The organism is Pseudarthrobacter sp. CCNWLW217 (assembly GCF_037203985.1).
Lineage (GTDB): Bacteria > Actinomycetota > Actinomycetes > Actinomycetales > Micrococcaceae > Arthrobacter.
In genome coordinates, this window is the sequence record NZ_JBBCBT010000004.1 from 1 (window position 1) to 23,087 (window position 23,087).

Here is a 23,087-nt window from a genome sequence, read left to right on the forward strand (position 1 = left end):
GAACCCGGAAGCTAAGACCCACAGCGCCGATGGTACTGCACCCGGGAGGGTGTGGGAGAGTAGGTCACCGCCGGACACACATTAGGCTCAGGCCCCGACAAACACGTCGGGGCCTGACCCATTTAACACACACACCCACCCCAGCCGGAACCTGCACCGTTCGGGCCAGCCTCACCAGAAGATTCCCCACGGCGGCGGTCCTGGGGGTGATTGATGGGGCGCGGGTAAAGTTGCTGTCCATGGATAACCTCTTCAGCCATGCCGGCCCTGCCCCGGATCCTGCCGACGCTCCGGACGCTCTGGATCCCCTCATCCTTACTGTGACTGTCCCCTGCCACGTTGCCCAGGCCTTTGCCGGCTTTACCGACCACACGCACCTTTGGTGGCCTCTGGAATCCCATGGCGTCTATGGGGCTGGGTCGTACGTGGAATTCGAAGAGAACCTGATCCTGGAAACGGCTGACGACGGCAGGACATCTATATGGGGGACGATCGACGACTGGCAGCCACCGCTGTCTTTCCATGCAACCTGGCACCCCGGGACCACGGCATTGTGGTCCACGGAGCTGCGTGTTGCCTTCAGGGCCGTTCCTGAGGGCACCGAGGTACGCCTCGTCCACGACGGCTGGGAAGGCGCTGAGGATCCGGCACGTGCGCGCGCTGAGTACGCCGCAGGTTGGCCCGTAGTGCTTGAGCGCTATGTGCGCTTTATGGGCGGCACTCCGGATGAAGGTGCAGGCGAACTAGGATAGCGCCGAGGGCGGTACGGCCGTACTCGTGCGGATGATCAGCTCCGTGGGGTACTCACGGTCGGTTGCAGTGGGAGGAGCGGCCGAGCGGGCTTCGCGGCCATCACCGGGGATCCCGGCGTCGAGCGTCTCGAGCAGCAGCCGGGCTGCGAGGGCACCTTGGCCGCGGGCGTCCTGGTCGATGGTGGTTAGGCCAAAGACGTCCCCCAGTTCGTGGCCGTCCATGCCTATGACGGACAGGTCCTCTGGAACCCGCAGGCCGAAGTCCCGGGCAGCGAGGATAGTGCCTATGGCCATCTCGTCCGAGGCCGCGAAGACCGCCGTCGGCCGTTCCGTCCCCAGTCCCAGCAGCTTTCGTGCACTCGCGTAGGCGCCCTGGATGGTGAAGTCCGCTGAGATCTGCCATTCCGGCCGGACGGGCAAGCCAGCATCCTTCATGGCAGCCACAAATCCGGCCTGGCGGATTCCAGGCAGCTTGAACTCCTGATTCAAGGCGGGATCACCGGTCAGGTGGGCGATGCGTGTGTGGCCCAGCTGGATCAGATGGTTGGTCGCCAGGCGGGAGAGGCCGGAATCATTGATTCGAAGTGTAGAGGCTCCTGCCAGCGCTCCGCCGATGCCCACAATGGGGCGATGGACGGCCAGGAGCTGCTGGATCTCGTCGTCGGTGAGTACCAACGCTACGGCGATCACTGCGTCGAGCCGTTTCCGGAGCAAGAAGTCCTTCAGGACGCTCTGGCGCCGCGCCGGCTGGTCGCCCACGTTGTACAGCGTGAGGTCATAGCCGGCGTCCAGCAGAGTCTCGGAGACTCCCTCCAGCACGGATGAGAAGTACCAGCGGTGCACGGACGGCAGAACGAGGCCAACATTGTGGTTGCGTCCCGATGCCAGGCTCGACGCATGGTATGACGGGACAAAGCCAAGTTCCTCGGCAGCTGCCTTTGCTAGTTTGCGGCTCTTAGCCGAGACGTTCGCCTTCCCGCTCAGTGCCCGGGACACTGTGGCAATGGACAGGCCGGCGCGGTCGGCAACGTCTTTGATGCCTGCCATAGGTACTACTCCGTGTCGCCGTGCACCAACTGCAGCCAGACGGTTTCACCGGAGGCCAGGAAGTGGCCGGAGTCCGGATCGGCACTGCGGAGAAGGACGTTGCCTGCAGGCATTTCCAGCGGCTCGTGGTTAAGGTTCATAAGCACCAGCGTAGTGCCGTTGACATAAGCGAGGGACGAACCGGTGCACCACTCCTCAGCCCACGCCAGGGAACCACGGCCCAGGCCCAGTTCCCGCCGCAGCGCCAGGGTGCGGCGGTACAGGTTCAGGTGCGACGACGGCGATGCGGCCTGGACGTCCCGCGCTAGCTCGTTAAACGCGGCCGGCAGCGGGAGCCACGGCTGCTCCCCGGAGCCAAAGCCCAAGTGGAGTTCGGCAGCCTTCCAAGGAAGGGGAACCCTGCACCCATCGCGCCCCAGCCGTTCCCCGCCGGTCCTCGCGAACGTGGGGTCCTGCCGCATGCCTTCAGGGATGTCGATCCCGTCCGGCAATCCGAGCTCTTCACCCTGGTAGAGGTAAGCCGCGCCGGGAAGGCCAAGCATAAAGAGCGAAGCCGCGGCAGCACGCCTTCGGCCCAGGGCGGTGTCGGGCTGCGGGTCCGCGGGACCGATGCCGTCACCGTCGCGGGGGCCGAAGCCGTTGTAACCAAAGCGGCTGGCGTGCCGCACTACGTCGTGGTTGGAAAGCACCCAGGTGCTGGGGGCACCCACGGAGTCCAGGACTGTCAGCGAGTCCGTGATGACGCCCCGCAGCCGGTACACGTCCAAGCCAGCGTGCAGGTACGGGAAGTTGAAGGCCTGGTGCATTTCATCGGGCCGGACCCAATCCGCGAGGCGGTGGAGGTCAACGCTTGCTTCGGCGCAAAGAATCCTGTCCGGACCGTATTCGTCCAGGATCCGGCGCCACGCGCGGTAGATGTCATGGATGGCCGGCTGACCAAACATGGGAGCCTCGTGGCCGGGGAAGCCATCCGAGCTGCCGCCGTCGGCCCGCCCGCCCCATGCCGGAAGGCCTGGAGCTTTGACCAGCGCGTGCGCCACGTCCACGCGGAAGCCGGACACACCGCGGTCCAGCCAGAAGCGGAGAACCCGTTCAAACTCCTTATGGACGGCAGGGTTGTCCCAGTTGAAGTCAGGCTGTGATGAATCGAAGAGGTGCAGGTACCACTGCTCCGGGCGGCCATCGGGTCCGATGACGCGCGTCCACGCCGGTCCGCCGAAGTGGGACTGCCAGTTATTGGGAGGCTCTTGCCCTTCATGGCCGCTGCCGTCGCGGAAAATGAACATGTCGCGCTCGGGGCTTCCGGCCGGTGCGGCCAATGCGGCCTGGAAAGCCGCGTGCTGGTCCGAGCAGTGATTGGGGACCAGGTCAACGATGACCCGCAGGCCCAGGCGGTTGGCCTCGGACATCATGATGTCAAAATCGCCCAACGTGCCGAAGATCGGGTCCACGTCGCAGTAGTCGCTGACGTCATACCCGGCGTCCCGCTGGGGAGACCGGTAGAACGGGGACAGCCAGACAGCGTCCACATCAAGCTCAGCAAGTTGCGGCAGCTCCGCCGTGATACCGGCGATGTCGCCGATGCCGTCCCCGTTGAGGTCGCGGAAGGACCGGGGGTACACCTGGTAAATGACCGCTGAGCGCCACCAGCCCGGGGCTTTGTCGGCGTCGTGGATGAGGGTCAGCGGACCGGCCAGTGGTGCGGTGGCGGTGATCACGGAATCAACAGACATGCGGAAAAGCATATCCGGGCAACGCAACAAATGGAAACGCTTCCATCTATATGAACACAAGCCTGCTTACGGGTTTAGGGCTTGCACTCGACCTTGTCTGGAAGCGTTTGCAGATGGCTTGTTAGCATCATTGCTGGTCAGGTCGCCAGCAGGCCAGCCCTAGACTGGAGGAAAACAGCGACGACGAAACTGGAGGCTGCGTGGGCAGCATCGTAACGGAACTCGAAAGTGTCCTTGGGCCGGGTCAGGTCGATGCCGACGACGTCACACTCGCCCGGTACGCGGTGGATCAGGCTCCGGTGGTGGACTTCCACTTGCCACTGGCGGTGGTGTTCGCCGAGTCAGTCGAGGATGTCCAGGCGGCCGTGCGGTGTTGCGCCAGCAGGGGGATCGCGCTGGTGGCCCGCGGCGCGGGGACCGGGGTTTCCGGAGGCGCCCACGCCAGCAGGAATTCGGTCGTTTTGTCCCTGGAACGGATGGACCGCATCCTGGACCTTAACCCTGACGACGAGACCGCCGTCGTCGAACCCGGCGTCATTAACGCAGTCTTGAACGAAGCGGCTGCCGTCCACGGCCTGATGTACGCGCCTGATCCGGCGAGCTTCCGCACGTCCACGATCGGTGGCAACGTTGCCACCAACGCCGGTGGCCTGCGGTGCGCGAAGTATGGGGTCACGCGGGACTCTGTCCTGGCACTGGACGTGGTACTCGCAGACGGATCCCTGATCCACACCGGGCACCAAACGTTCAAAGGTGTTGCCGGGTACGACCTCACCGGACTCTTCGTGGGCTCCGAGGGGACGCTGGGCATCGTGGTTGGCATTACCGTCCGGCTGAAGTACCTGCCGCGGGATGTGCACACCATCGCGGCGTTCTATCCGGACTTCAGGATGGCCGCCGCCGGTGTCCTGGCCGTGGGCAGGGCCCGTGTCCAGCCGGCCATCATGGAACTGCTCGACGGCGGTACGCTGGCCCAGCTGGACAGCATCCACGGCTCGGACCTCAGCGCGCGCGGACGCTCCTTGCTGCTCATCCAGACCGATGGTTTCGGTGCTGCGGCGGAGGCAGAAGTTGTCCGCAGGGTGCTGGCGGACGGCGGAGCCTTGGTCACCACCGAATCCACTGCCGAGGCCGAGCAGTTGGTGGAGTTGCGCCGCAACAGCCGCGGTGTGGAGGTCGACGACGAATACCGGGTGGGGGAGGACGTTGCCGTTCCCCGCTCACGCCTGGTGGATTACGTGGCGGCGCTGGAGGGCATCGCTGCTGCCCACGAGGTCAGCCTCAAGGTGGTGGCACACGCCGGTGACGGCAACCTGCACCCGACGTTCTGGGTGGACCGCCTGGACAATGCGGTGGATGAGGGCGCCATGGAACGCCTGAACCTTGCCTTGGATGATTCCATCGACGCAGCACTGGAGATGGGTGGCACTATCACCGGCGAACACGGCATCGGACAATACAAGTTGCGCTGGCTGGGACTGGAGCAACCGGAACCGGTCCGGGAGCTGCAGCGCCGGATCAAAGAACTCTTTGACCCGGCAGGCATCCTGAATCCGGGCAAAGCCATCTAAGCCCGCTGCCCCCGGGTGGGGTATTAACACACCCGTGCTGCCACGCGAGGGAAGATGGTCAGTCGTCGACGTCCGGGTATTCGTCGATGCTTTCGTCGGCGCCGTACCTGGACTCCTCAGTTTCGACTTCGAGGATCTTCAGCATCTCGGTGTCCGGGTTCAGCATGATGGCTGCCTCATCCCGGCGGTGCCGAAGGATGGAGTCGATGTAGGACTGCACCGCTTCCGCCAGGGGAATGTGCCGTTCCTGCTTCTCTGACATATACCAGCGGTGCTCCAGCACTTCGTGGACCGCTTCGGCGGGCTCGAGCTTGCGGGAAAGGTCCCGCGGGATGGACCGGACGATTGGCTCGAAGACCTGGCTGACCCAGAGGTGGGCGCTGTATTCCTCGTCCATCTCCGGGTTGTTGTCCGCCCGGAACGAGTCCATGTCGTTGAGCAGTCGCCGTGCCTGGTTCTCCTGGGCATCCAATCCCGTCAGGCGCAGCAGCCGGCGCATATGGTGCCCGGCGTCCACCACCTTGGGCTGCAACTGGATCGTGGAACCGTTCTGGGTGGTTTTGATGGCATATTCTTCGACGTCGAAACCCAGCTCGTTGAGTCGGCGGATGCGGGCGCCCACCCGCCAGCGTTCGCCGAGTTCGAAGGATTCCTTTTCTGTCAGCTCGGTCCAGAGGCGCCGGTAGCTGTCCATAATGAGTTCGCTGGTGGCAACGGGATCCACCTTCTCCTCGATCAGGCCGCCGTCCAGGAGGTCCATCAGCTCACCTGCGATGTTGACCCGGGCGATTTCGAGGTCGTATTCTCGCTGCCCGGTGGACAGGTCCGGATACAGCTCGCCGGTCTCCGCGTCCACGAGGTAGGCCGCGAAGGCGCCGGCGTCACGGCGGAACAGGGTGTTGGAGAGCGAGACGTCGCCCCAGTAGAAGCCGATGAGGTGAAGACGGACCATCAGGAGGGCCTGGGCGTCAATGAGGCGGGTGAGGGTGTCCTTGCGCAGCATCTGGGAGAACAGCGCGCGGTACGGCATCGAGAACTTCAGGTGGCGGGTGACGAGCACCGGATTCAGGGGCCGGCCGTCCAGCGTGGTCCGGCCCGTGATCACGGCTACGGGTTCAACGCAGGGCACGTCCAGCCGTGCGAGTTTCCGCAGCATGTGGTACTCGTGGCGGGCCACATGTTCGGATGTTTCCTTGATGGCGATGACAGAGCCGCCCAGATGGGCGAAGCGCACGATGTGCCGGGAGATGCCGCGGGGGAGGGCGGCAAGGTTTTCGGCAGGCCAGTCCTCAAGGGCGATGTGCCACGGGAGGTCCAGGAGCTCCGGATCTGCGGCGGCCGCCGTGATGTTCAACGAGCTGGAGACCGCGGAGAGTTTGTCGTCATTGGCGCTAGCGGCCTCAAACCGCGGCAGTTTACCGATCTGCGCGTAGTCGGTGGGTTCGTCGTGCCACTGGGCGCTGTTTTCCTCGGTCATGGGGTCAATTCTTCCGTACATAGGGCGGCGGGCCTAAACATTGGACTTAACGCCGACGGCGGCCCGTCCAGAAAGGAGGGCCGCCGTCGGTTGGTTAGCGAGCTGGTGGATGGGCCCACCCCGGCGAGGTGCCGGTGGGGATTAATCGCCCAGGCGCAGGCCGGTCTTGGTGTCGAACAGGTGCACGTGGCCGGACTGCGGACGAACGTAGATGGCCTCGCCCTTCATCGGAGGACGGCGACCGTCGACGCGTGCCACGATGTCGTGGTCCTTGCCGTCGAGCGTGGTGTGGCCATAGACGTAAGCGTCGGCGCCGAGCTCTTCAACAACGTCAACCTCGACCTTGAGGCCTTCACCCTGCGGTGCGGTCTCGAGGTCTTCCGGGCGGGAGCCCAGCGTGACGGTGCTGCCGTGGGCTTCTTCGAGGACATCGCGCGGCACGGGGTAAACCGTTCCGCCGAACTGGACGCCGCCGTCGACGACGGGCAGTTCCAGCAGGTTCATGGCGGGGGAGCCGATGAAGCCGGCAACGAAGACGTTCTTGGGCTTGTCGTAAAGGTTGCGCGGGGTGTCAACCTGCATGAGCAGGCCGTCCTTCAGCACAGCTACGCGGTCACCCATGGTCATGGCCTCGACCTGGTCGTGGGTCACGTAGACGGTGGTGACGCCCAGGCGGCGGGTCAGGGACGCGATCTGCGTACGGGTCTGGACACGGAGCTTGGCGTCCAGGTTGGAAAGCGGCTCATCCATGAGGAAGACCTGCGGGTTACGCACAATGGCACGGCCCATGGCAACACGCTGGCGCTGACCGCCGGAGAGTGCCTTCGGCTTGCGGTCCAGGTACGGCTCGAGGTCAAGAAGCTTTGCTGCTTCGCGGACACGTTCGGCGCGCTCTTCCTTGCTGACGCCGGCAATCTTCAGCGCGAAGCCCATGTTGTCTGCAACCGTCATGTGCGGGTACAGCGCGTAGTTCTGGAAAACCATGGCGATGTCGCGGTCCTTCGGCGGAACGTCGGTGACATCGCGGTCGCCAATGAGGATACGGCCGGCGTTGACGTCCTCAAGGCCTGCGAGCATGCGCAGGGAGGTGGACTTACCGCAACCGGAGGGTCCAACGAGGACCAGGAATTCGCCATCGGCGATGTCGATGTTGAGCTTATCGACGGCGGGCTTTTCTGTGCCCGGGTACAGACGCGTAGCGTTATCAAAAGTAACTGTAGCCACAGTTATCAATCCCTTCACCGGCAGGTACGTGCCGGACGATCCGTTGTGAATGGTTCATGTTTGTTCAGTTGTTCACGGTTTTCAGCCGCGTACTCCCCGGCCGAGGCCGAGGAGTATCGAGTGACGCCGCACGGTTCTTGTGCGCCACATCACAAGCAAGAGTATGTCAGATCAAACCCGAATTGGACTAAATGTTACGGACGTCACACGTGAGGTTCGCTACTGGCCACGTCCACTGAAGTTCTCGGGTTCCTCTTCAGCCACCGCCAGGCTGCGCTCCTGCAACAGGGTTTCCAGCAGTTCCGCGACGTGCACGGGGGCTTCCACCCTGAACTGTGCCTGCGTGAAGTCCAGCCCGACTTTCACGCCAACGTCGCCTGATTCCAGCCGGGCCAAGGCGTCCTCGTCCGTGGTGTCATCTCCCGCGAACAGGACGGCAGTAGCCCCGGTGATCTGCCGCAGGAAGGTCACGCCCTCACCCTTGGAGGCATTAACGACGGAGGTTTCCAGCACCTGCTTCCCGGTCTTGAGGAACACGCCGTGGCGGTCCTGCAGTACGGCACGCGCGGCCGACACGGCGTCCTCCGCAACATCCGGGGTGGCCAGCCGGGTGTGGAGGACAACGCCGGCAGGTTTGTCCTCAAGGAGCGTGCCGGGAGCCTGTTCCACGATCTCCTCCAGGATGCCACGCACTTCCGCGAGCAGCGCGCGCTGGTCCTCGTCCAGGGTCAGCTCCGTGGAACCGGGGCCAAGCCAGGCTTCGGCGCCGTGGCTGCCGATCAGGAGGGTGTCCACCGGGGGAGAAGCCACCGCGCGCAGGCTGGCGAGGGCGCGCCCGGAGATGAGTGCCGTCGTCGTACGCGGCAGGGCGGCGAGCCCGGCAAACGCCGCGGCGGAGCGCGGAAGCGGGCGGGCGTCGCCGGCGTGGTCCACAATCGGCGAGATGGTGCCGTCAAAGTCCATGGCCACCAGCAAGTGTTCGGTCTGCGCGATGCGCCGGAGGGCGTCACGAAGTTCCGGGGAGAGCGTCAGTGGGCCCTTGGCGGGGCGGGCATCACGAGTCATCTCGGACCACCTTTTCGTTGAGCGCCTGGAGGAAGTCCGCTGACCAGTGGTCCACATCGTGTTCCAGGATCTGCTTGCGCATGGACCGCATCCGGCGGGCGGAGTCCTTGGGTGACATGTTAACGGCCCGCATGATGGTGTCCTTCAGGCCGTCGATGTCGTGCGGATTCATCAGGAGCGCCTGCTTCAGCTGGTCCGCCGCGCCGGCGAACTCGCTGAGGACCAGGGCGCCGTCGTTCTGCGTGCGGGCAGTCACGTATTCCTTGGCCACGAGGTTCATGCCGTCCCGCAGGGCAGTGACCAGCATGACGTCGGCTGCAAGGTAGAGCGCCACCATTTCCTCCACCGGGTAGCTGTGGTGCAGGTAGCGCACGGCTGTGTTCTGGATGGTGTCGTAGGTTCCGTTGATGTGGCCCACGGTGCCCTCGATCTCCTCGCGCAGGAGCCTGTACTGCTCCACCCGCTCCCGGCTGGGACTGGCAACCTGGATGAGGGTGGCGTCTCCGACGGTCAGCTTTCCTTCGTTCAGGAGCTCTTCGAAAGCCTTGAGCCGGTGGCGGATGCCCTTGGTGTAGTCCAGCCGGTCCACGCCCAGGAGGATGGTTTTGGGGTTGCCCAGGTCCTGGCGAATCTGGCGCGCGCGCTCGATGATCTCCGGTTTGTTGGCCAGTTCGGTGATCTGCGCAACGTCGATGGAGATGGGGAAGGCCTGGGCCCGGGCGATGTGCGTGATTTCGCCGTCGTGGCCCTTCACGTGCACCTGCTGCTGCTTGACGCTGGCGCCCAGGAACCGCCTCGCGGAGCGCATGAAGTTGCCGGCATCACTGGGGCGCTGGAATCCGACCAGGTCCGCACCCATGAGGCCGTCAATGATGGCCTGCCGCCACGGCAGCTGGGCGAAGATCTCCGGGGGCGGGAACGGGATGTGGTTGAAGAACCCGATCCGAAGGTCGGGCCGCGCTTCGCGCAGCATCCGGGGAACCAGCTGCAGCTGGTAGTCCTGGATCCACACGGTGGCGCCGTGGTCGGCATGGCGTACGACGGCGTCCGCGAACCTTCTGTTGACCCTGCGGTATGCGTCCCACCAGGTCCGGTGGAACTCCGGGGGTGCGATCACGTCGTGGTACAGGGGCCACAGGGTGGCGTTGGAGAAGCCTTCGTAATACAGCTCGACGTCGTCGGTGCTGAGCTGGACCGGGACGAGATCCATCCCGCCGTGGCTGAACGGTTTGACCGTTTCATCCGGGGCGCCATGCCAACCCACCCACGCGCCGTCGGTCTTTGTCATCATCGGGGCCAGTGCAGTTACGAGACCGCCGGGCGAGCGCCTCCAGCCGGAGCCGTCGTCGCCGCTCTCGCCGGCATTGCAACGGTCTACTGGCAGCCTGTTGGACACCACCATGAAATCGTATTTTGTGCTCTCGCCATGGACGTCTCCGGCGGGGCCGGAGTCAGTCGCGGCGATAGGTTGTTCCTGGACAGGTGTTTGCATTGCGGCCCCCTGGGGTTGCTTGTGCCTCTAAACCCACCCTAACGGGGCGGAATCTTCCGTGCTATTCGTCCGTTGGTCAAGGGGAGGAATAGTTGAAAGCGCAAGCTCTCAGGTTTCTCCCCTAAAATGATGGAGTTGCCACTGAGTGGTCCCCCCACGTCGATCGACCCAAGGAACACATGAGCCCCGCAAATGAAGTACGTAAGTCCAAGGCTGAGCGAACCGCGGAGGCGCGCGAGAAGGCGCGCCTGATCCGCGAGGCGCAGCTTAAGAAGGACAAGCGAAACAAGCTGCTGATCGGCTGGGGCATTGTGGTGGCAGTGGTCGCCATCCTGGCGGTAGTGGCACTCGTCGTAACCACCACCATGCGGCAAAACGCCCCGGTCGCCGACCAAGGACCGACGCCGGCCAATGGCAACGTACACGGCGGCATCACCTTGCTGGCCAACACCGAAGTGGCCAAGCTGGATGCGTCCACTGTGGATGCTGCATCTGTAGGGAATCCTCCGGAAACGGCTCCGGCGGAAGTGATCGCCCCCGGTGCCGAGGCTGAGGCCGGCAAGCCGGTGAAGGTTGTCCTCTATGTCGACTTCATCTGCCCCGTCTGCAAGAACTTCGAAGCCCAGTACAACGAGCAGCTCACTGCCCTGCGCAACGAAGGCAAAATTACGGTGGAATACCGCGCGCTCGGCTTCCTGGACAACCGGTCCACCACGAACTACTCCTCGCGGGCAGCCAACGCCGCTGCGTGCGTAGTCAACCAGTCTCCCGAGAAGTACGCGGAGTTTGTGGACGCCCTGTTCGCTAACCAGCCTGCCGAAGGCGGCGCTGGACTCTCCGATGACAAGCTCAAGTCCATGGCCTCTGATATGGGCGTCAACATCGACAGCTGCGTCAATGACAAGACCTACCGGCCGTACGTTAAGTTCACCACCAAGGAAGCTGCGGCCATCGGCGTTACCGGTACGCCCACGGTATTCGTAGACGGCAAGCAGTGGGGCAAGGGCGACAGCGCCCAGACCCAGTTCCCCGACTTCCTGCAGGCTGCCATCAACGCGAAGGCATAACCCACCCAGGGCTGTATGACGGAGGCCCGGCCCCGGATTGCTTCCGGGGCCGGGCTTTTCCATTGAGCCCTGTCCGGCTCCAGCGTTTTTACCAGCGGGCGGACTTGGGCTAACCTTATCTAGCGCCGTTCAGGCGCAGCCCGTGAGGGCATGCCTCCTTAGCTCAGTTGGCCAGAGCACCGCTCTTGTAAAGCGGGGGTCGTCGGTTCGAATCCGACAGGAGGCTCCACGAACCCCTCCGTTCCGGCGATTTTGCCCGGGATGGAGGGGTTTTTTGTGCGCGAAATTGGGCACCACACACTGGAGAGGGACTGGCGAGTCCCGACCAGGAACGAGTACGAGCCCCGTCCTTCCGGACGGGGCTCGTACTTTATTCACTCGGCTGGCACGCGAGCGCCCGACTTCCGCTAATTTAGCGGTGCGGGCGGTCGTTCGTCATTGAGCACGGCGAGCACGTTCTCTGCTGCGAGCATCGCCATGGCGGTGCGCGTCTCGACAGTGGCGGAGCCGAGGTGCGGCACGAGTACCACGTTCTCGAGTTCGAGCAATCCGGGGTGCACGCTGGGCTCCTTCTCAAAAACGTCGAGCCCCGCGCCCGCAATCTGCCCCTCGCGAAGCGCCGATGCGAGCGCCGCTTCGTCAACGATCGGTCCGCGCGCGGTGTTGACGAGGTACGCCGAGGCCTTCATCGCGGCGAGTTGTTCCGCGCCGATCAGATGGTGCGTGGCAGGCCCGTAGGGGCAGTGCAGCGAGACGACGTCGGAGATGGCCAGCAGCTCGTCGAGCTCGACTCGCCGGGCGTCCAGCTCGTTTGCAACCGCGGGGTCGATCTCACTGCGTGACTGGTAGACGATATCCATGCCGAAGGCCCTTGCCCGGCGTGCGGTCGCCTGGCCGATGCCGCCCATGCCGACGATGCCAAGGGTCTTGCCCTGCAGGCTGCTGCCGAGAAGGAAGAACATGCCCCACTTCCACTCCTGGCCGGAGCGGATGAGCCGTTCCCCCTCGCCGAGCCGGCGAGTCGCAGAGAGGATGAGGCCAAGTGCGATGTCGGCCGTGGCCTCCGTGAGCACGCCGGGTGTGTTGGTGGCGACGATGCCCCGTTCGGTGCAGGCCGGCACATCGATGTTGTCATAGCCGACGGCGACGTTCGCGACTACTTTGAGCTGCGGGCCGGCGGCGTCGAGCAGTTCGGCGTCGATGCGTTCGGTGAGCAGGCTTACCACGGCTTCGGCCCCGGCTACCCGGCGCAGCAGCTCCTCGCGGCCAATCGACTCCGGACCCGGCCAGGCATCGATTTCATGCTCGGCGCGGAGCTTCTCGAGTGCGGTTTCGGGTACCCGTCCCGTGACGACGACCCGGCTCATGCCGTCTCGATCCACTTGCGCAGGCGGCCGAGGCCATCGCGGATATCAGCGACGTCGATGCCCGAGTAGGCGAGCCGGATGTACTGCCGGTCCTCGCCTGGTTGGCGGCGGCCGAAGTGCTCGCGGGTGCAGAATGAGACGCCGGTTTCCTGCAGCGCTGCCGAGGCGAAATCGCCGACTGCCGTGTAACCCATGCGTTCCATGGCATCAGTGACGTCGGGGAAAAGGTAGAACGTCGACTGCGGCACGGCGACGTGCACGCCGGAGATGTCGTTCACGAGTTCGCATGCGGCATCCCGGCGCTCGCGCAGGATGTCGAGCATCTGCTGAACGGGTTCCTGGGTGCCACGGAGCGCTTCGATGCCTGCCCATTGCACGTAGTGCGTGGTGCACGACTCATCGTTGGTATTGAGTGTGCTGAGAATCCTGGCGATCTCGATCGGGGCGACGGCGCACCCCAGGCGGGACCCGGTCATGGCGAACTTCTTGCTGAACGTGTAGAGGATCACGGTGCGCTCCGCCATGCCGGGAAGCGATGCGATCGAGCTTGAGACACCCTCATAGCGCGTCTCGAAGTACGCCTCATCGGAGAGCACCCAGAGGTCGTGCTCCTGCGCGAGCTGTGCGATTGCCTCACGCTCAGCCGCCGTCGACTCGGCGGAGATGGGGTTCTGAAGGTCGTTGTAGATGATTGCGACAGTATTCGGGGTGATAGATGCCCGCACCTGGTCGAGGTCGATCGCGAAGCCCTGGCTCGTGGGCAAGTAGCGGTACGGTACGGCCGTGCCACCAAGGTACTCGATCTGGGACTCGTAGATCGGGAAGCCCGGGTTGGGATAGAGCACTTCCTGGCCGGGGTTCATCACAGCCTGCAGGAACTTGGTGATGACGGGCTTGCCGCCGGTCATCACGACGACGTTGTCGGGGGAGAATGTGATGCCTCGCCGGGCCCCGATATCGTCGGCGAGGGCCTCGCGCAGCTGCGGGATGCCGGGGCCGGGACAATAGCCCGTATAGCCGTCGGCGATAGCCCGATTCATCGCTTCGACGATGTGCGGGGCTGTCGGAATGTTGATATCGCCGAGATGGAAGGGGTACACGAGGTTCCCCTTCGCCTTCCAGGTTGCCGCGGCTTGGGCAACGCTGAAGGCGGTTTCGGTGCCCAGGCGTTCGAGCCGGTGCGCAAGTTGCTGCATACTGTTCCACTCCTCATCGAGTTGACGATCGATCCTCTGCGGATTCAAGTCATGACTAATATATCAGACCACGAGATGTGATATCCGGGATATATCCAAGGAACAGTCGAACAGCCCAAGGACGCCCCCGGGCTGAAACGGTTACTCCGAATCGATCAGCTCCAGAAGCTTCTTTGCGGCGTCCTTGATGTCGTCATGCCCGTATTGGGCGGCCCGGCTCTCCAGCGAGATCACGGCGCAGCGGTGCACCTTCTTGAAATCGCCGAACGGAAAGCTCAAACTGCCTTTGGTTTCGTCCGACTTTTCGTCGTCGCGTCCCAGGTGCCATTGGGCGAAGTCGTCAAAGCCATGCTTGTCGATAAAGGCGTTTTCGTCGTCGGCCGACGGCGCGTGCTCACTCCAGTCATCGCGGACATCGCGTTCCACCTTCCCGTCCCTGACGAGTTCACGGGCATGCGTCAGGGCTTTGCGGTTGAGTTTGACTGCCATGGTGGTGCCTCCTCGGTTCGCAAGGGAGAATGCTTGCATTTTCAGCGTAGGACTGACTAGCGCGGGCCGCCACAACCCAGACCGCTACACAAAGGCGTCAGGGCTTAACAGCCGCGAGACGGCTACGAAATGAGCCCACAACATTCAGCCCGTACGTTCGGTTCATGACTCCTCCGTTGCTTGCTTCCGCCAGTTCATGGCTCGCCGATGTGTTCCTCTGCGATTCGGTTGATCAAGCGGCAGATGCGATGGCTGACGCCACTCGCTGGGGCTGGCTCCCGGCACTTAGCGGCATCGCCGTTGCAAGCGACCACGCCAGGGCCGCGCACGCTGCTGAGGCTTCGAGATCCAACAAACGGTAGCAATATGTCTGGTTCGGCACACTATTCTCCAAGTCACGGCATAATGACCTAAACTGCTTCACTGAGGTGCCTGAAATGGCGCTGCGCAGCAACGAAAGTGAACCCGCTATGGCTACCGATTACGACGCTCCACGTAAGCAAGAAGAAGAGTCTCCCGCCGAGTCGCTGGAAGCCCTCCAGGCCTCCCGTTCAGGTGCCGCCCAGACCGCGGTTATCGACGTCGACGAGAACGACACCGCCGAAGGCATCGACCTTCCGGGAGCCGATCTCTCCAACGAAGAGCTGACCGTCATTGTTGTTCCCGAACAGTCTGATGAATTCACCTGCTCGTCCTGCTTCCTGGTCCGCCACCGATCCCAGGTCGCCCGCGAAAAGAACGGTATGAAGTACTGCCGGGACTGCGAAGGCTAGCTGCCCCACGCCCATGTGAAAGGCGCCGTCCACGCTTGTGGACGGCGCCTTTCTGCCCTCCGGCTCGGAACCTCGCAAAGCCGCGTGCCGGCGTCGTTATGATGCATAACGCTAGTGTCCAGAAACGGTGTTAATAGGGTTTCTTTTGCCCCCGCAGAGCCCCCATGATTACGCCCGCGTGACCGGAATCCGGCGCTTTTAACGGTTCCGTGCCGAAGCGGATACAACCCTTCTTAAGGGCTTTTGAGGCTCCTACGCTTGAGCTATCCAATCACTCGAAAGGTGGCCCACAATGAAAAAGATTCATACGTGGCTCGCAGTCATTTTGATGGCTGTCGGATTGGGTTTCCTGGCTCCGGGGCCCGCCTCGGCAACCACGTCCTATTGCGGACTTGTTTGGGGATCGCTGGAAAAGAGCAACCCAGCGATGAGTGCCGCATCAGTAACCAACGTGCGGACGGGGCAGCATTACTGCTTCGACCGGATGGTGGTTGATCTCAACGGCCCTGTGGCCGGCTACAACGTCCGCTACGTAGACTACGTGGCACAGGACGGCTCCGGACACCTGGTTCCCCTGCGGGGGCAGGCGTTCCTCAGCGTCACCGTGACCGCGCCGTCCTACGACGTCGAAACCGGCACCGCTACGTACAGCCCGGCCAACCAGGCCGAACTGACCAACGTGGCGGGCTACCAGACCTTCCGTCAGGTAGCTTGGGCAGGCAGCTTTGAAGGCTACACAACCATGGGCCTTGGCGTCCGCGCACGGCTCCCATTCCGGGTATTTACCCTGGACGGACCGGGCTCCGGATCACGGCTTGTGGTGGACGTAGCGCACTTCTGGTGACCATCGGTTCAATGGCGAACCGGCGTTGAGATAAGCACAGTAAACCCAAGAACGGCACCCTGTTCCGGAAATCCGGGCCAGGGTGCCGTTCTGTGCGCTCGCGGTCGGGCAACCGCGGAGGCCAGCCAGTGCGTGGCGCCTACTCGGGCACCACCAGTGCGGGGGTGTCGCGTCGGATGGTCTCACCGCGGAAGAACCCGGGGCGAAGGCGGGCCATGATCACCATGAACACTGCACCGAGCGCCAGGATCCCGATACCCAGGACAAACACCAGCCCCACGCCGAAGACCTCTGACCCGCTGCCGAATTCCGGAGCCCAACTGTCCACGGCCGTTTGCAGGAAGACCACAAACAAGCCGACGCCGCCCAGTACCGGGCACAGGAGCCGCAGTACGATGTTGCGGACGCTGCTGAAAACGCTGTTCCGGAAGTACCAGGCGCAAGCGATCGCGGTGAGGCCGTAGTAGAAGCAGATCATCAGGCCGAGCGCCAGGATGGTGTCGTTCAGGACGTTCTCGCTGATCACATGCATCACCGCGTAGAAGCCGGCAGACAGGACGCCGGCGGCAATGATGGCGGTGCGCGGCGTCGAGAAGCGTTTGCTCAGGCGACTGAGCGGCTTGGGAAGCGCGCCGTAGTGGGCCATGGCGAGCAGGCTGCGTGAAGGTGACATGAACGTGGACTGCAGCGACGCCGCGGAACTGGAGAGCACGGCGAGGGACATCAGGATGGCGAATGGCCCCATGATGGGGGAAGCCAGGGCGATAAAGATATTCTCCTGGTTATCGGGGTTGCTGAGCCCGTTGCCGGTATCGCCGATGCCGGCGAACATCATGGTGGAGATGCTGATCATCAGGTAGATGCCCAGGACGATGACGGCGGTGAGGGTCCCTGCCAGCCCTGCCGTCTTCTTGCCGTTGGTGGTTTCCTCGTTCACGGTCAGGCATACATCCCAGCCCCAGTACACAAAGATGGACAGCGAGATGCCGGCCGCGATTTGGCCGAACGTCTCGATCCTGGTGACGTCAAACCATTCCCAGCTAAACGGGATGGCTGTTTCAGAGGTGGACCAGTTAGCGAAGGCCATGGCCACGAACAACCCCAGGACCAGCAGTTGGAACCCCACCAGGCCGTACTGCACCAGCTTGGTGGTGTGCATGCCGCGGTAGCTGATCCACACCGCCAAGGCCACGAAGACGAAGCAGGTCAGCACGTTCAGCGGCTTGTTGGCGGCGAGGTCCGCCAGCTCGGCTGAGCCCGTCAGCTGTGACAGGAAGAGGTAGAAGAAGTCCACTGCCACGGCGGCCAGGTTGGACAGCACGATGATGTTTGCCGCCAGCAGTCCCCAGCCGCCCATCCAGCCAACCCACGGACCGAAGGCTTTAGTGACCCAAGTGAACGTGGTGCCGCTGTCCGGGGAGTCGGCGTTGAGCTCCCGGTAGGCCAGTGACACCAGGATCATGGGGATAAACCCGATGAGGAAGATCAAGGGCAGCTGGAGCCCGGCCTCGTTGATCGTCGGGCCCAGGGCACTGGTCAGCGTGTACGCCGGGGCGATGGTGGAGATGCCCAGGACCACAACGGCCAGCAGGCCCAGCTGGCCGCCCTTGAGGCCCTTGGCCGTAATGCCGTGTGCAGTGCCCGGCGCGTCAGCCCCAACGGGTTGGCCGGTAGGGGTGCTCTTGCGGATAGTTTGCGTCATTGTCCAGCGCTTTCTACGAGGCAGCAGGCTGCTGTTGGGTGATGCAATGAATGCCGCCGCCACGGGCGAAGAGCTCCCGGGCGTCGATGCCGACCACACGCCGGCCGGGGTAGGCCTCGGCCAGGATCTGCAGCGCCTTGTCATCGTTCGGGTCCGCGAACGTACACGCGATGACACCGCCGTTGACCACGACGTGGTTGATGTAGCTGTAATCCACAAAGCCCTCGTCATCCCACAGAGTTTCCGGGGCGGGGACTTCGATGATGTTCCATTCCCGTCCGGCCGCATCCCGGGTGGTGCGGAGGTGCTCGATGATGTCCCGGCTTACCTGGAAGTCCGGGTGGCGGGGGTCCCGCTGGGAATGTACCAGGAGCGTGCCGGGGGTGGGGATGGCTGCCACGATGTCCACATGGCCGCGGGTGCCGAACCTCTCCGAGTCCCGAGCCAGTCCGCGGGGAAGCCAGATGGCGTGGGTTGCACCGATGGTCCGGGCGAGCTCCGCCTCGACGTCCGCACGGCTGAGTCCCGGATTGCGGCCCGGATCGAGCTGCACTGTTTCGGTAACCAGCACGGTTCCCTCGCCGTCCACCTGGATGCCGCCGCCCTCATTGACCAGGGCGGAGAGAATGTGGCGGGCGCCTGTGCGGCCGGAGATTTCGCCGGCGACTAGTGCGTCCTTGTCCCAACGGGCCCAGTCCTGGGCGCCCCAACCATTAAAGACCCAGTCGACGGCGCCAAGGTGCCCGTCCTGGTCCAGCACAAAGGTGGGGCCGATGTCCCGCATCCACGCATCGTTGAGCGGGGCCGCGAGTACCTCGACGGCAGGGTGGAGATAGCGGGCGGCGATGCCGACGTCGTCGGGGTCCACCACCATGGTGACCGGTTCAAACTCGACGGCGGCATTGGCCACCGCCGCCCACGTCGACCGGGCAGTGTGGGCATCTTCCTCCGTGTCGCCCAGCGTGTACCCTCCGGTGGGGAAGGCCATCCAAAGCCGCTCCTGGGGAGCGGTCTCGGCGGGCATGCGCCAGTAACTCATGCGCTCACCCCTTCGACTACGGCTGCTTCGCCGCCGAGCGGCAGGTCACGCCGCACGGGGTCTGTGAGGCGGCCGTAGGTGTCGGGGCGGCGGGTGGCCAGGAAGGGGAAAAGGGTGAGCCAGTCGCGCCTCTGGTCCAGGTCGAGGTCTGCCACCAGAACGGCGGAGGCGTCCCGCGGGGCCTGGGCCAGAATCCGGCCATAGGGATCGGAGATGAACGAGGAGCCGTAGAAGTTCAGGGTCCCCTCGCTGCCCCAGCGGTTGGGGGCGATCATAAAGAGCCCGTTGGCGATGCCGTTGCCCACGATGACCTGCTGCCACAGCGGCTGGGTGTCGAAGTCGGGGTGGTCCGGTTCCGAGCCGATCGCGGTGGGATAGACCACGATTTCGGCGCCGCCGAGGGAGTACAGCCGGGCTACCTCGGGGAACCATTCGTCCCAGCAGGTGGGCATGCCCAACCGGGCGCCGCCCAGTTCTGCCGGCGCGTGGACCTCGTAGGCATCGGCCGCTGCGGGCCCTTGGCGGAAGAACTTGTCTTCGTAGTAGCCGGCGGTGACCGGGATGTGCAGCTTGTGCGTGCGGGCCAGCAGTTCACCTTCCGGGGAAACCAGGATGGCGGTGTTCAGGCCCAGCCCGTCATCGCTGCCGTCCGGGTTGTCTGCCTTCTGGTACAACGAGGCGTGGACGGAGACCCCGTGGCGGCGGGCTGAGTCCGCGGCGAAGCGGAAGGTGGGTCCGGTGAGCAGGTCTTCCGCGGTGTCGGAGGGCCGGGGCCGGTCCGCCGGTGGCTGTACGGCTCCGGGCCGGGGAACGTCGTTCTCCGGGCGGGTGTCCGCGGGGTAGCGGGAAAGGGTGAGTTCGGGCAGGAATACTACAGTGGCACCGAGCCTGGCGGCACGGCCGATGCCCTCGTCGAGTTCGGCCTGCAGGACGGCAGTGTCCGCATGCCAGCGGTGCTGCACGACGCCGACCCGGAGGGCAGGGCGTTCGGACGGCGCTGTCCGGGCCAAGGAGTCGGGCGAGTCGAGGCAGGAAATTTCAATCATGTGCTTACTTCCAGTGAGACGACCGTCACTAAATGAATGACGTTCATTTAGTATGGACGGCGTCCGGCTTTCGCGCAAGGGCTTATATGAATCCCGTTCTTTTATGTCGCCTCGTTCGGAATAGTAAGCTCACTGAGAAATTTTGCTCCGTAGGCTCATCACGGCTGATACGGTCAGGATCACTGGACCAATCGAGGAGGATTCATGAAAGCTTCACCGACCCTGACCAACAACCTCCAGGCCGTTCTCGCGGACCTGATCGAACTGCACATCCAGGGCAAGCAGGCCCACTGGAACATCGTTGGCACCAACTTCCGGGACCTCCACCTGCAGCTGGACGAAATCGTCGATGCCGCGCGCCAGTTCGCCGATGACATGGCCGAAAGGATGCGGGCCCTGCATGCCCTCCCGGACGGCCGCAGCGCCACAGTGGCCAAGAGCACCAGCCTGGCCACTTTCCCGGCGGGCCTCATCAACACCAAGGATGCCATTGAGCGGATCGTCGCCGCCCTTGAGGCCGCCGTTGGGACCATGCGCAAGGTCCACGACGAAGTGGATGAGGAAGACCCCACCACCGCAGACCTGCTGCATGAATTCATCGCCAAGCTGGAACAGTATGCGTGGATGGTGAATGCCGAGACCATGAAGGCCTCCGCCAGCGTCACCGCACCGGACGCAAAATAGCGAATAACGCGCAGTAAAGCGCCCGGCTCCGGAGCCATCTCCGGAGCCGGGCGCTTTCTTGTTGCGAATGACGCTGTGCCCTGCCGGCTTCCTGGAATGCGCTCGCCTAGTGCGCCTTGGGAACCCGGTGAAGCACGACGGCGGCAAGCACCGCAGCTCCTGCCAATAGGACCAGCGCGATCCCCGCGGTGATATGCACCCCGGAATCGAAAGCCGCACGCGCTGAGGCGCGGAGTGCTTCCGCGAGCGGTGCGGGCAACGTGCCCGCGAGCTCCATGGCACCGGCCAGGGTCTCGCCCGCCTGGTGAGCGCCGGATCCGGATGTGGCCGCTGCGAGACCGGCGGGTACCAGCAGGTTGTGCTGGTACGAAGCAGTCAGGATTGAGCCCAGGACGGCCGTTCCCAGCAGCGATCCCACTTCGTAGCCCGTCTCGGAAATGGCGGCTGCGGCGCCTGACTTCTCGGCGGGAACAGCGCCCAGGATGAGGTCGTTCGAGATGGTCTCGGCCGTTCCCACCCCCAGTGCCAGGATGAGGAGTGCTCCCAGCAGGAGGGCCGGGCCGGCGCTGTGGTTGCCGAAGGCCACGAGCCCGTGGCCGGTTGCGCTCAGGGCCAGCCCACCGGCCACGACAAAGCCCGGACGGACCTTCCGCACCAGGGGTACTGCCACCAGTCCGGCCACCACCGTTGCCACGAGGGCCGGGATCATGGCCACGCCGGAGGCGGACGGCGTCATGCCCTCCAGTAACTGCAGATGCTGGGCGAGGAACAGGATAAAGCCGTTGAAAGAAAACAGCGCCAGGACGTTTGCCGTGATGGCCGTACTGAAAACCCTGTTGCGGAACAGGGACATGTCCAGGAGGGGGCTCGCCAGCCGCAGTTGCCGGCGGACAAAGACGAATCCCATGGCAAGGCCAAACCCTATGACGAGCAGCGGAAGCGTCCCTATGCCTTCAGTGGCAAGTTCTTTGATGCCATAAACAACGGGCACCATCACCAACAGGGAAAGCAGGATGCTCGGCACGTCAACCCGCCCGGGGTGTGGGTCCTTGGACTCCGGGATGAAGGCGGGACCGAAGGCCAGGAGGGGCAGCATGATGGGTACGGCGACCAAAAGGATGGCGCCCCACCAGAACTGCTCCACCAGCCAGCCACCGAAGATCGGCCCCAGCGCGGCGCCGCCGGAAAAGCCGGCCGCCCAGATGGCCACGGCCAGCCGGCGCCGGTTGGGGTCCGGGAAGATATTGCGGATGAGGGACAGGGTGGACGGCATCAGCATGGCCCCGAAGAATCCCAACGCCGCCCTGCCGGCTATGAGCCACTCGGGGCTCGGGGCGAATGCTGTGGCCGCCGAGACTGCCGCGAAACCGACACTGCCGACCAGCAGCAGCCGCCGGCGTCCAATCCGGTCACCCAGGCTGCCCATGGCAACCAGCAGCCCGGCAAGCACGAGGGGATAGGCGTCCACAATCCACAGCAGCTGGACGCCTGAGGTCTCCAGGCTCCTCGCGATGGCAGGCAGCGCAAACGTCAGCGCCGTGTTGTCCACGGCGACCAGGAGTACCGGAAACATGAGCAGCCCCAGAGCGAGCCAGTCCCGCCACTGCCCGGAAGTGCCGGCGGGTATTGATGCGGTGGTGGGTGGCGTGCTGCGGGTGTTCTGGCGGGAGGTTGCGGACGTGGTCATGCAGATAACTGTACCGTCTGGACGGTATAGTTAAGAAATGAGGGACCCTTAGGATGCATGATTGGACCCATGGCCAGAAAACCCGTCGCGCGAGATGCCGTCCTCGACGCCTTTGAAGAACTCCTCATCGACGTCGGGGAGCGTGCTGCCACCCTCGATGCAGTTGCCAAAAAGGCCGGGGTGTCCAAGGGCGGCCTGCTGTATCACTTTCCGAACAAGGAAACGCTGATCACCGCAACCCTTGAGCGCCTGGACCGCCTGGCCGGTGAGGACCTTACGGCCATGGCGGCAGCGCCTGAGGGTGCCGCGGCGTACTTCATCCGGTCCTCACTCTGGTCGGACACCCCCATGGACCGTTCGTTTGTTGCCGCCACCCGCCTGGCCGAGGTAGCCCACGAGGAGGCCCGCCGTCGTTTCGCCGCCATCCAGCAGCAGTGGCTGGAGTTGATCGGGGCGGACGTTGGCAAGGCGATGGCCAAGGCCGTGCTGTACATGGGGGACGGGTTGTACTTCAACGCCATGTGGGAGAGCGGGCCGTCCGGCAATGCAGACGGCAGGCAGGGTGACGTTGCCGAACTCCTCGCAGCGGTAGAGCGGCTGAGGGGCTGAGTGGCGCCAGGCCGGTCCAAGGCGGTGATGCGGTCACCATTTGCCCGAAAGCCTGCGGCATAGGACAATTGGTGATGGCTGTCACCGGCCAAATCTCAATCCCAAATGAATAAGCCTTTGATCTGCGGCGGGAGAGTTCTGCTAGTAGGTACAAGCAGGCGCCGTAGGAGCAAATCCTCCCCAGGAATCTCTCAGGCCCATGTACCGCCGCGGCGAGGCAACT

21 protein-coding genes, 1 tRNA gene, 1 rRNA gene and 1 riboswitch are annotated in these 23,087 nt (G+C 64.1%); of the genes, 10 read left to right on the forward strand and 13 right to left on the reverse strand.

From position 1 onward, the window contains the following. Together rrf and V9L18_RS06110 are read left to right on the forward strand one after the other, a co-directional pair. Positions 1-76 (forward strand): 5S ribosomal RNA (rrf, locus tag V9L18_RS22030); the annotation flags it as partial. A 163-nt stretch (positions 77-239) separates the two neighbouring features. Continuing rightward, complete coding sequence (locus V9L18_RS06110; protein WP_337346294.1) at positions 240-752, forward strand: SRPBCC domain-containing protein; 513 nt, start codon at positions 240-242, stop codon at positions 750-752. Here V9L18_RS06110 and V9L18_RS06115 read toward each other — a convergent pair. Further along, positions 744-1,799, reverse strand: coding sequence for a LacI family DNA-binding transcriptional regulator (locus V9L18_RS06115; protein ID WP_337346295.1), 1,056 nt, complete (start codon positions 1,797-1,799; stop codon positions 744-746). The two genes, V9L18_RS06110 and V9L18_RS06115, sit on opposite strands and share 9 nt — an antisense overlap. Before the next feature lie 5 nt (positions 1,800-1,804). Further along, complete coding sequence (locus V9L18_RS06120; protein ID WP_337346296.1) at positions 1,805-3,532, reverse strand: glycoside hydrolase family 13 protein; 1,728 nt, start codon at positions 3,530-3,532, stop codon at positions 1,805-1,807. A 200-nt stretch (positions 3,533-3,732) separates the two neighbouring features. Between V9L18_RS06120 and V9L18_RS06125 the strand changes: the two genes are divergently transcribed. Further along, positions 3,733-5,103 carry an FAD-binding oxidoreductase gene (locus tag V9L18_RS06125; RefSeq protein ID WP_337346297.1) on the forward strand — a complete coding sequence of 457 codons (1,371 nt, stop codon included), beginning with the start codon at positions 3,733-3,735 and terminating at the stop codon, positions 5,101-5,103. A gap of 58 nt (positions 5,104-5,161) precedes the next feature. On the opposite strand, the gene V9L18_RS06130 is transcribed toward V9L18_RS06125, so the two are convergent. The 4 genes from V9L18_RS06130 to otsA all read right to left on the reverse strand — a co-directional run bounded on the left by V9L18_RS06130 (position 5,162) and on the right by otsA (position 10,361). Continuing rightward, a complete protein-coding gene (locus V9L18_RS06130) occupies positions 5,162-6,580 on the reverse strand; it encodes a DUF4032 domain-containing protein (RefSeq protein WP_337346298.1) in 1,419 nt (472 codons plus the stop codon). A gap of 141 nt (positions 6,581-6,721) precedes the next feature. Then, positions 6,722-7,804, reverse strand: coding sequence for an ABC transporter ATP-binding protein (locus V9L18_RS06135; protein WP_337346299.1), 1,083 nt, complete (start codon positions 7,802-7,804; stop codon positions 6,722-6,724). 219 nt (positions 7,805-8,023) lie between these two features. Then, positions 8,024-8,869, reverse strand: a complete 846-nt coding sequence (gene otsB / locus V9L18_RS06140; RefSeq protein WP_337346300.1) for a trehalose-phosphatase — start codon at positions 8,867-8,869, stop codon at positions 8,024-8,026. After that, complete coding sequence (gene otsA / locus V9L18_RS06145) at positions 8,859-10,361, reverse strand: alpha,alpha-trehalose-phosphate synthase (UDP-forming) (protein WP_337346301.1); 1,503 nt, start codon at positions 10,359-10,361, stop codon at positions 8,859-8,861. Before otsA ends, otsB begins: the two co-directional genes overlap by 11 nt. A 179-nt stretch (positions 10,362-10,540) precedes the next feature. Between otsA and V9L18_RS06150 the strand changes: the two genes are divergently transcribed. Together V9L18_RS06150 and V9L18_RS06155 are read left to right on the forward strand one after the other, a co-directional pair. After that, complete coding sequence (locus V9L18_RS06150; RefSeq protein ID WP_337346302.1) at positions 10,541-11,428, forward strand: DsbA family protein; 888 nt, start codon at positions 10,541-10,543, stop codon at positions 11,426-11,428. A gap of 152 nt (positions 11,429-11,580) precedes the next feature. Next, positions 11,581-11,657 (forward strand) — tRNA-Thr (locus V9L18_RS06155). A 178-nt stretch (positions 11,658-11,835) separates the two neighbouring features. Here the strand turns inward: V9L18_RS06155 and V9L18_RS06160 are convergent. The 3 genes from V9L18_RS06160 to V9L18_RS06170 form a co-directional block, all read right to left on the reverse strand. Then, complete coding sequence (locus V9L18_RS06160; RefSeq protein ID WP_337346303.1) at positions 11,836-12,795, reverse strand: 2-hydroxyacid dehydrogenase; 960 nt, start codon at positions 12,793-12,795, stop codon at positions 11,836-11,838. Next, on the reverse strand, positions 12,792-13,991 hold the full coding sequence (locus V9L18_RS06165) for a pyridoxal phosphate-dependent aminotransferase (RefSeq protein WP_337346304.1): 1,200 nt from the start codon (positions 13,989-13,991) through the stop codon (positions 12,792-12,794). The genes V9L18_RS06160 and V9L18_RS06165 overlap by 4 nt, the downstream gene beginning before the upstream one ends. A 141-nt stretch (positions 13,992-14,132) precedes the next feature. Beyond that, on the reverse strand, positions 14,133-14,480 hold the full coding sequence (locus V9L18_RS06170; RefSeq protein WP_337346305.1) for a hypothetical protein: 348 nt from the start codon (positions 14,478-14,480) through the stop codon (positions 14,133-14,135). 164 nt (positions 14,481-14,644) lie between these two features. On the opposite strand from V9L18_RS06170, the gene V9L18_RS06175 reads away from it, so the two are divergent. The 3 genes from V9L18_RS06175 to V9L18_RS06185 all read left to right on the forward strand — a co-directional run bounded on the left by V9L18_RS06175 (position 14,645) and on the right by V9L18_RS06185 (position 16,097). Beyond that, a complete protein-coding gene (locus V9L18_RS06175) occupies positions 14,645-14,842 on the forward strand; it encodes a hypothetical protein (protein WP_337346306.1) in 198 nt (65 codons plus the stop codon). A 108-nt stretch (positions 14,843-14,950) separates the two neighbouring features. Further along, positions 14,951-15,253 (forward strand): DUF4193 domain-containing protein, encoded by a 303-nt coding sequence (locus tag V9L18_RS06180; protein ID WP_337346533.1) that lies wholly within the window; start codon positions 14,951-14,953, stop codon positions 15,251-15,253. Between the two features lie 292 nt (positions 15,254-15,545). Further along, entirely contained in the window at positions 15,546-16,097 is a 552-nt protein-coding gene (locus tag V9L18_RS06185; RefSeq protein WP_337346307.1) for an AMIN-like domain-containing (lipo)protein, read from the forward strand. A gap of 139 nt (positions 16,098-16,236) precedes the next feature. Here the strand turns inward: V9L18_RS06185 and V9L18_RS06190 are convergent, their stop codons facing one another. The 3 genes from V9L18_RS06190 to V9L18_RS06200 are packed head-to-tail and all read right to left on the reverse strand — an operon-like array spanning position 16,237 to position 19,884. Further along, complete coding sequence (locus tag V9L18_RS06190) at positions 16,237-17,799, reverse strand: APC family permease (RefSeq protein WP_337346308.1); 1,563 nt, start codon at positions 17,797-17,799, stop codon at positions 16,237-16,239. Positions 17,800-17,812: 13 nt separating this feature from the next. Continuing rightward, positions 17,813-18,838, reverse strand: a complete 1,026-nt coding sequence (locus V9L18_RS06195; RefSeq protein ID WP_337346309.1) for an agmatine deiminase family protein — start codon at positions 18,836-18,838, stop codon at positions 17,813-17,815. Beyond that, a complete protein-coding gene (locus tag V9L18_RS06200; RefSeq protein WP_337346310.1) occupies positions 18,835-19,884 on the reverse strand; it encodes a nitrilase-related carbon-nitrogen hydrolase in 1,050 nt (349 codons plus the stop codon). The genes V9L18_RS06195 and V9L18_RS06200 overlap by 4 nt, the downstream gene beginning before the upstream one ends. A gap of 204 nt (positions 19,885-20,088) precedes the next feature. On the opposite strand from V9L18_RS06200, the gene V9L18_RS06205 reads away from it, so the two are divergent. Next, the gene (locus V9L18_RS06205) at positions 20,089-20,568 is read left to right on the forward strand and encodes a Dps family protein (protein ID WP_337346311.1); all 480 of its coding nucleotides are present in this window, start codon (positions 20,089-20,091) and stop codon (positions 20,566-20,568) included. A gap of 106 nt (positions 20,569-20,674) precedes the next feature. Here V9L18_RS06205 and V9L18_RS06210 read toward each other — a convergent pair whose 3' ends face one another. Beyond that, entirely contained in the window at positions 20,675-22,255 is a 1,581-nt protein-coding gene (locus V9L18_RS06210; protein WP_337346312.1) for an MFS transporter, read from the reverse strand. Between the two features lie 69 nt (positions 22,256-22,324). Between V9L18_RS06210 and V9L18_RS06215 the strand changes: the two genes are divergently transcribed. After that, positions 22,325-22,864, forward strand: coding sequence for a TetR/AcrR family transcriptional regulator (locus tag V9L18_RS06215; protein WP_337346313.1), 540 nt, complete (start codon positions 22,325-22,327; stop codon positions 22,862-22,864). A gap of 118 nt (positions 22,865-22,982) precedes the next feature. Further along, positions 22,983-23,081: riboswitch (glycine riboswitch) on the forward strand. Positions 23,082-23,087: the final 6 nt, after the last annotated feature.